The 6,679-nt window shown below is 38.1% G+C and carries 6 protein-coding genes and 1 tRNA gene; 3 read left to right on the top strand and 4 right to left on the bottom strand.

Going from position 1 to position 6,679, the window contains the following annotated elements:
- Positions 1 to 2: 2 nt before the first annotated feature.
- Positions 3 to 78 (top strand) — tRNA-Thr (locus tag Q0940_RS04695).
- A 250-nt stretch (positions 79 to 328) separates the two neighbouring features.
- On the opposite strand, the gene Q0940_RS04690 is transcribed toward Q0940_RS04695, so the two are convergent.
- Positions 329 to 1,156 carry a TIM barrel protein gene (locus Q0940_RS04690; protein ID WP_299264716.1) on the bottom strand — a complete coding sequence of 276 codons (828 nt, stop codon included), beginning with the start codon at positions 1,154 to 1,156 and terminating at the stop codon, positions 329 to 331.
- Between the two features lie 191 nt (positions 1,157 to 1,347).
- Between Q0940_RS04690 and Q0940_RS04685 the strand changes: the two genes are divergently transcribed.
- Entirely contained in the window at positions 1,348 to 2,187 is an 840-nt protein-coding gene (locus Q0940_RS04685; RefSeq protein WP_299264713.1) for a phytanoyl-CoA dioxygenase family protein, read from the top strand.
- Here Q0940_RS04685 and Q0940_RS04680 read toward each other — a convergent pair.
- On the bottom strand, positions 2,177 to 3,097 hold the full coding sequence (locus tag Q0940_RS04680) for a LysR family transcriptional regulator (RefSeq protein ID WP_299264710.1): 921 nt from the start codon (positions 3,095 to 3,097) through the stop codon (positions 2,177 to 2,179). The genes Q0940_RS04685 and Q0940_RS04680 overlap by 11 nt on opposite strands.
- A 290-nt stretch (positions 3,098 to 3,387) precedes the next feature.
- On the opposite strand from Q0940_RS04680, the gene Q0940_RS04675 reads away from it, so the two are divergent.
- Entirely contained in the window at positions 3,388 to 4,635 is a 1,248-nt protein-coding gene (locus tag Q0940_RS04675; protein ID WP_299264706.1) for a NupC/NupG family nucleoside CNT transporter, read from the top strand.
- Between the two features lie 140 nt (positions 4,636 to 4,775).
- Here the strand turns inward: Q0940_RS04675 and Q0940_RS04670 are convergent, their stop codons facing one another.
- Both Q0940_RS04670 and Q0940_RS04665 read right to left on the bottom strand, forming a co-directional pair.
- A complete protein-coding gene (locus tag Q0940_RS04670) occupies positions 4,776 to 5,981 on the bottom strand; it encodes a bifunctional alpha/beta hydrolase/OsmC family protein (RefSeq protein WP_299264701.1) in 1,206 nt (401 codons plus the stop codon).
- A 16-nt stretch (positions 5,982 to 5,997) separates the two neighbouring features.
- Positions 5,998 to 6,582 (bottom strand): thioredoxin domain-containing protein, encoded by a 585-nt coding sequence (locus Q0940_RS04665; protein WP_299264696.1) that lies wholly within the window; start codon positions 6,580 to 6,582, stop codon positions 5,998 to 6,000.
- Positions 6,583 to 6,679 lie beyond the last annotated feature (97 nt).

The raw sequence follows: 6,679 nt of genomic DNA, 5'->3' as shown, positions 1-6,679 counted from the left end.
GTGCCGACTTAGCTCAGTTGGTAGAGCAACTGACTTGTAATCAGTAGGTCGCCAGTTCGACTCCGGCAGTCGGCACCATTTCTATATCAAAGCTTTCCTCAGTAATATAAAACCCAATAAAGCAAAATCAAGCTCTATAAACCAAACCAAACCAAACCAAACCAACAAATACTTCCCAAGCTTAAATTTTTAACCAAGATAAAATTTTAATAACGCTCTGCTAACATAGCTCTGAACTGAACAATTCATTAATACAATTGGTATTAAACAGCGCCCGATATTAATCAGGCACTATTTGTTATTTATGGTTGTTAGCTATTTTTGTTACTTATTTGGGAGTAGTTAATTGCTCAGATAAATGTTGCTTCATAAATCTATTTGCGCGCCATATATCCGCTAAGTGTTCGCCCGTTGCTGGAAGAATATGTGCGTATGGAAATGGGCCAAATTCAGGTGTAATAGTGAAACTGTTATCTTGACGAGCTGCTGCGTTATCAACAACTTTTTGCCATAACTGGGTATGATTTATTAAGTGTGCTTGCCAACGTTCATCTTCTGGATTGGTAACTTGCGGGCCTTCTTCAAAACCAACTCTGCCATGTATGTGATACACAGACTTAAATAGTTTTTTTAATCGCTCAATTTGATCAGATAAATCAGACTCGTGTACTACCATCCAATGACTAATATCTAAATTAAGTTTTAACTCAGGTAATTCATTTATAATTTGTTCAGTGCCAAAAGTACTAAATGTTGGTCTAAATCTGTGGGTTTCATGGGTGATAGTTATGTTATGCTTTTGCTCTAATTTCAGAGCTGCTTCAAATAGCATAAGATTATCTTTTAAACTAAAAATATCTCGGCCAGTGTGGCAATTGATTAAAGTGGGAGAAAATTCTAACGCTTGCTCTACTTGTTTGGTCAGGCTGGTTAAGTGTTGTTTTATATCTGTGCCGTCAGTCGCAATACCCGTTATTATATCTAAGCCAAATTCCGCGTGAGCTTTTAATGTGGTATCCACATCTATAGAGTAAAAAGGTAAGAACAACTCAGTTCCTTGGTAACCTTCATTTTTAATTACGTTCAAGTAATGGGTTAATTCACTCGGGTTTGTACATTGCACTTCCCAAAGGGATTTATGAAAATTTAACTTCATTTTTATTCTCTACTGCGGGCACTTTAAAATATAAACGCAGAGTACCTTAGCTATTCGCTAAATTAATATTCCTATTTGGAAAGTTGTATATTCCATTTATTCAATATTAGAAAATATTGGTTCGGGCTATAGTCATTAACTAAGAGTAAATAATACCTCTAAATTTAAACTCATCACTTAGGAACATAACAATGTTATCACCAGATCAAATCTCCCATTACAACGAACAAGGTTACATTGTATTAGACCAAGTGTTTCCTCTAGCTGAGATTGAGGCGGTAAAAAAGCAAGCTAATTTATTAGTGGAACAGTGGGCGGAAGACAGTCCAGAACATGTTTTTACCACCAACGATAATGACCGCAGTGATGACTCTTACTTTTTAGACTCAGCAGAAAAAATACGTTGTTTTTTTGAAGAAGAAGCTTTTAATGACAAAGGTGAGCTAGTTCAAGAACGCTCTTTATGTATTAATAAAATTGGTCATGCATTACATGAATTAGACCCAGTGTTTAGTAAGTTTAGTCATCAAAAGTTACTTGGCGAGCTTATGTCTGATCTTGGTATGCAAACACCACAAATTCGTCAGTCTATGTACATTTTCAAACAACCTAAAATTGGTGGTATTGTTAATTGGCATCAAGACGCGAGTTTCTTTTTTACTACACCACAAAGTGTGATCACTTTATGGTTTGCTATTGAAGACGCCACGTTAGAAAACGGTTGTTTATGGGTTGAGCCAGCAGGGCATTTGGGGCCACTTAGAGAACGTTTTAACTTAGCGGGTAACCAAACCACTATGGTTGAGTTAAACAAAATGCCATGGCCAACGGAAGATAGCGGCAAGTCAGTGGAAGTGAAAGCAGGAAGTTTAGTTGTATTCCAAGGTTCATTGCCACATTACAGCGCACCTAATCGTTCGTCTAAGTCTCGTCAAGCATTTACGCTACATGTTACCGACGGTGAATGTGAATATGCAGCAGAAAATTGGTTACAAGCTAAAACGTTACCATTACGTGGCTTTAATCGCTAAAAACGCTTAGCAGTTGCTGTCGTAACCATGTGTGAGCGTGGTTGCTTTCACTGCGTTGGTGCCAAATAAGAGAATAAACAACGGGATCAGACTGACAAGGCATCGTCAGTTTTATTAGTTTGTTAGTGTTTACTACCGAATCTGCCCACGTTGAAGTTGTGGTAAATATTAAATCTGAGTGCTTACATAAACTAGTAGCAGCATTAAAGTCAGGAGCCTGTACTATAACTTCACGCTGAAACCCCAACTTTGATAGAGACTGATCAAACATAGGAATACCAAGTTCATTGTCTTTTACGTGAATGTGCTTACTGTCTAAATAGGTTTGTTGGTTCCATGTTTTTTGTAGAACTGGGTTGGAATCTCTGACTAAACAGACCAATTCATCTCGGTATAATTCTTCACTATGTAGCTGATTGCTTAAATTGGGTTTTTGTCCAATATCGTGTGGAATGATCACAAAATCTAACCGCCCTTGATTTAGCTGTTCAATACTTATGCTGTCTTTAAAATAAGTATCAATTTGCATATTTGGCGCTTCATCCAATACACGTTGCATCACTTTGGACAATACAAATTCAAACGCGCTTTCTTGCATGGATATTTTAAAGCAGCCTTGAAACTTTTTAAGCTCAAACGTGGACGGTGAAAATATCTCGTTAATCGCATTGATCGCAATGTTTAGCTTAGGCTCTAACTCTTGTGCTAAGGGCGTTGGCATTAAACCGTGAGAAACTCGATGAAACAAAGGATCGGCAAAAACATGTCTAAGCTGAGATAAGTTTTTACTAATAGTAGACTGACTTAAATTAAGCCGAACAGCAGAAGAAGACGCATTACGTTCTTGTAATAATACTTGCAGGGTAACCAATAAGTTAATGTTAATGCGTGTAAGTTGTGAGATTTCCATTGCTTTAATTCACTTATCTTTGTGGTTAGCTAGTGTTTGATATTCAAATTTAGAAAGTGAATTTTACATACTATTCCTTTTGTGAACAGTAAAAAGTTAAATCAAAACTAATTGGTTTATCCAGATTTTTTCCACAAGTAAGTTTAAATTTATTCACTCGTCCAACGCGATATAAGTATTGGGAAACCCAATTGAGTATGCCAAACTTACGGCAATAACGATTGGGACATTTATTAGCGGCCTATTTAATTGATGATGTTAATAAAAGCAATAATAAACAAAGAGTTAATATGAACGTAATTATGGGTTTAGTTGGAATAGTATCTTTATTGGCCTTTGCCATTTTATTATCCAACAATTGGCGCGCTATAAATAAAAGAACTGTGATATTGGCATTTGTTCTCCAAGCTTGCTTTGGCGCATTTGTTTTGTATTTACCATTTGGGCAAAAAATTCTGTTGAGTATGGCAAACGGTGTGCAATGGGTTATTGATTGCAGTAACAGCGGGATTAGCTTTTTATTTGGTGGTTTAGCCAGCGAAAGAATGACGGAACTTCTTGGTAATAGTGCGTTTATTTTTGCGTTAAAAGTATTGCCCGTTATTGTGTTTTTCTCATCGCTTATCGCTGTTTTATATTACCTAGGCATAATGCAAAAAGTTATCACTGTTATTGGTGGAGGCTTGCAGAAGTTACTTAAAATAAGCCGTCCTGAAGCTATGTCGGCAACCGCAAATATTTTTGTTGGCTTAACAGAAGCGCCACTTGTTGTTCGCCCGTTTATTGCTCGCATGACTGACTCGCAATTGTTTGCGGTTATGGTTGGCGGAACAGCGTCGGTAGCCGGTTCGGTTTTAGTTGGTTATTCCTCGTTAGGTATTGAGCTTAAATATCTTGTTGCTGCTAGTTTTATGGCTGCTCCAGGCGGTTTGTTAATGGCAAAGTTAATTATGCCAGAGCAGGGAACTCCGGTTGAAACTATTCACCCTGAAGACGAGCTTGAGGAAGACCAACCAATTAATGTAATTGACGCGGCAGCAAGTGGTGCTGCAGTTGGTACCAAGCTCGCGATAAATGTGGGCGGAATGTTGCTGGCGTTTTTAGGTTTAATTGCTTTATTAAACGGCGTTGTATTAGGTTTGTCTAACCTTTTAGGTTTTGAGGGCGTAACCATAGAGATTTTATTGGGTTATATTTTCTCACCAATTGCTTTTCTTATTGGCGTGCCATTTGAAGAAGCGTTACAAGCTGGGAGTTTTATTGGCCAAAAGTTAATGGTTAATGAATTTGTTGCTTACATTAATTTTGTTGAAATCAAAGATACCATGTCACAACATACGCAAGTCATTATCACCTTTGCGTTATGTGGTTTTGCTAACTTAGCTTCTATTGCCATATTGGTTGGTGGTTTAGGTGCGCTTGCGCCTAGTAGACGACACGACATAGCTAGATTAGGTTTTAAAGCGGTAATTGCGGGTTCGTTATCTAACTTGATGAGTGCCACATTAGCTGGGATTTTTATTAGCTTAGCTCTTTAGTCTGGCTAGATTATTGATTTAGAGTATTAACCCAAGCTGCTGATTAAACTATTTGGCTTATATGTTTTGTTTGTAATAAACAGCAACAACATAAAGCCAAATATCTACACTACACCATCTTGAAACAATGTTTCAGCCGTTTAGCTATCAACGGCAATAGTTACAATTTGTGGATTGTTAGTCAGCGTTTTATGCACTGGGCATTTATCTGCAATTTCCATGATTCGAGTTCTTTGCTCGTCGGTTAAATCACCAATCAATTGAATTTTACGAATTAACGACTCCATTTTTTGTTCATGCCCATCAGTGTTACCAGCATCTTGGATATAATCACGTTCGTGCGATAAAGACACTTCTACATGTTCAAGTGGGAGCTTTTTATGGCTGGCGTACATCCTAATTGTCATGGCTGTACAAGCGCCTAAACCCGCTAATAAATGCTCGTAAGGATCAGGCCCTGAGTTTTGTCCGCCAAGTGCGGTAGGCTCGTCGGCATACCAATGATGATTGTCGGTAAATACTTGCTGTTGAAATTTATGGTCAAGTTCAGCCACCATTACATGCCCTTTACTCACACTAGGACTTTCTACTTTAGGTGCTGGAATATACCGGCTAGCCCAACCTGAAATCATTTGCGCTACGTATTCACTGTCGGCTGATTTTGATAAAAGGTGATCCGCCGTATCTAAACTAACAAAGCTTTTTGGATGCTTAGCCGCTTTATAAATTTTCTCAGCGTCAGAAACCTCTACTGTTAAATCAACAGGGGAATGCATAACCAACAACGCTTTGTTTAGATGCTTTATATGCTCAGTTGTTTGACTGCGTAAATCATCTAAAAATTGTTTTTTAATGGTGAATTCACGAGTACCTAAGTTAACTTTTGCATGCCCGTCACTTTCTATTGTGTCTAAATGAGCATGGAAATTATGTATAACATGACTTGCTTCATACGGCGCGCCAATAGTAACAACGGCTTTTACTTTTGGTAATTGTGCAGCCATAGCTAAAACCGCAGCTCCGCCAAGGCTATGGCCAATTAGTAATTGTGGAGCTTCATAATTTTGTTCAAGAAAATTAGCAGCGGCAAGTAAGTCTTCAGTGTTAGACGAAAAATTAGTATTGGCAAAGTCACCGTCACTATTGCCAAGGCCGGTGAAATCAAAACGGAAAACAGCAAAGCCATGCTGAACTAAAAAACGGCTTATGCGGGAGGCGGCTGCAACATCTTTACCACAGGTAAAACAATGGGCAAATAACACATAAGCTCGTACTTTTTGATCTGGTGTTTCAAGTAAACCTGCAAGGTTTTGGCCTTGGCTAGGGAATTCTACTTTTGTTCTCATTATTATTCCTTGGTTTTTAATAATAGCCTTGTAGTAACGGGTCTATCAGCGACTGCCATTGAGCTAAGTCTGACTTATGATCAACTGCCACATCATCTGCATTGTTAATAAACAAAGTCGGTGTTGCCCAAACTGCTTTGGTTGCAGCATAACGAATTGGCGTGCGCGCTTTAATGTATATATCGTTATCTTGCATTCGTTTAATAAAGGCTTCGCGGTCTACGTTGGCATGCTCTTGAGCAAAATCAGCAACTAACTGAATTAGATCGTTGTGAGTTTTGTTTAAAAAGACGCCGTTATAAAATTGTGTTTGGCGGTCATATACAAAGGATGCAAAGTCATAAAATTTGTTGGCATCATTCTGTGCTAACGCAAACAACCCTAAACTCATATCCCAAGCTTGTCTATGGTTGCTTAGTGTAATTAAGTGGCATCGTAAGCTTACCGATTGATTTTGATAGTGCTTTGATACTTCAAGTAATGTCGGCCAGATAGCCAGTGAGTGAGGGCATTGAATATCAATAAAAGCATCTATAGTGACGACGGCTGCAGGATCTCCAAGAAGAAAACCACTAACGCGATGGGGAATAGGTATAGCCATATAAAACTGCTCTCCAAAATAACGTAAAAAAATAGCTCAAAACATGAGTATAGTTGAATATAAACTGTTTTATATTCATTGAGTTAAGTTTTTGTAT

The sequence above is a fragment of the uncultured Psychrosphaera sp. genome (assembly GCF_947500655.1).
In the GTDB taxonomy this organism is placed as follows: Bacteria; Pseudomonadota; Gammaproteobacteria; order Enterobacterales; family Alteromonadaceae; genus Psychrosphaera.
Note: the sequence above shows the minus strand (reverse complement) of the source record. Positions and strands in the feature narration are given on the sequence as shown.